Origin of the sequence: Massilia sp. (assembly GCF_032106685.1) — a bacterium.
GTDB lineage: Bacteria > Pseudomonadota > Gammaproteobacteria > Burkholderiales > Burkholderiaceae_D > Telluria.
The window spans coordinates 1-1,463 of sequence record NZ_DAMCPG010000101.1 but is presented as its reverse complement, the minus strand read 5'-3'; the positions used below and the strand labels follow the sequence as shown (position 1 = coordinate 1,463).

Below are 1,463 nucleotides of genomic sequence, written 5' to 3'. Positions count from 1 at the left end.
CAATGTAACGGCATATGACCTGGCCATCGGCGGAGGATTGGCGTCGAGTGATCCGAAGTTTTATGCGTATTTGTGTGCGGTGGCGGATTGGCGGTTGCAGAGGGATCCGCTTGCCGTACGGCCGTCCATCCCGCAGTGGGATGATTTCATCCAAAAATTCAGTGTGTATTGGAGCGTTGAGAAGCCCGAGCGGAAAGAACTCATTCAAGGGAATTCCAAGTATTACAGCAGCGGCGAATTGCCGGCCTGCGTGCCTGCCCTGCACGCGGGTTTGCCAGGTCTGGTCGTCTGCGAAACGGTGGCCGGTGACCGTGTTGTCGCTTCGGCGGCATCGGTTGATTCGAAGGGCGGAAAGAAGGGGGCAAGATGAGCATCAAGGCCGGGAAGGTGCAGGTCCATCCAGCGAAATATGTGATCGGCGCTATTTTCGCTCTCATCGTCCTGATTCCCTTGTGGACGGTCTTCGTGATGACGGTCATCGAACCAGAGAGCTTGACTATTCAGGAGCAAACGATGGGCAACCGAATCTTGTGGTGGGTAGTAGGGCCAGTACTTGCCGTCGCGGCGCTGTTCTGCGCGCAGTGGGTGAAAGCATCGAAGAACGAGCAAGCCGGGCAGAAAGAGGTAGCGGCCCAGGTCCAGCAGGTAGCGCAAAGCGAGCAGCAACGGCGCGAATATGTACTGGAGGTGATCGGCCTTGGCGTCACCCTGGATAAATACCGGCAGGGAAAGCTGTGGGAAGCGCTGCAAGGTGGCAATCCACATGCGACGATCCGCGAACAGGATCCGAAGAAATACGATTGGACCGGCCTCGACAAGGCCGGTACGGCTGGGGGGCGCGGCGGCGATACGCTCGAAAATGGCGCGCAGTTCACGCCGATGTATTACGGAGTTCCTGTGTTCAATGCCGAGGCACCGATCGACTATCCGGAATTAAAAGACCGGCCGGAAAGGCCGCGACCTGGACTTGCTGGAGGGGCGGTCGTGTCCGGCATGGCATGGCACCTGTTCGTGGTCGGGCCGCGCCGCTTCGAAGAGCAACCCGATCGCATACTCGAAGACGTATTCGCCTTTTTCGACGCCCATCCCGACGTGCCTTACATCGTGTTGAATTCCAACGATAGCATGGGCACGCGCAATGTCAACCGTCTTCCCGGCACGCCGGAGTTGCTGAGGGATGGGCATTACATCCCCGAGATGCCCGACGCTTCCGCATTGTTCGTGCTCGCCCGCCGCGAGCGCGTCGACCCAGTGCGGCCCTTCATCTGGGACGACCCGGACAACGAATTCCTGCAAAAGGAGTTCCGCTGGATGTACGGGAATTTGCGAACGGCAGTTCCTAATCCGGACCACAAGCACGCCCTGCAGACACCGGCCCAGGTCGGCGCCGACATGACGCGCCAGGACGTCAAGGGAGATGGCGAGCGCCAGCCCCTCGTCAGCGAATGGCTCGAAGCCGCCGC

Annotated in this window: 2 protein-coding genes; both read left to right on the top strand. The window is 59.7% G+C overall.

The window, feature by feature from the left end; genetic code table 11:
• On the top strand, nucleotides 1-370 hold a 370-nt coding region (locus tag RT688_RS23740), incomplete at its 5' end, for a DUF3274 domain-containing protein (protein WP_313707279.1).
• Nucleotides 367-1,463: DUF2875 family protein (locus RT688_RS23735; protein ID WP_313707278.1), on the top strand; the 1,097-nt coding region annotated here is incomplete at its 3' end. The genes RT688_RS23740 and RT688_RS23735, both read left to right, overlap by 4 nt.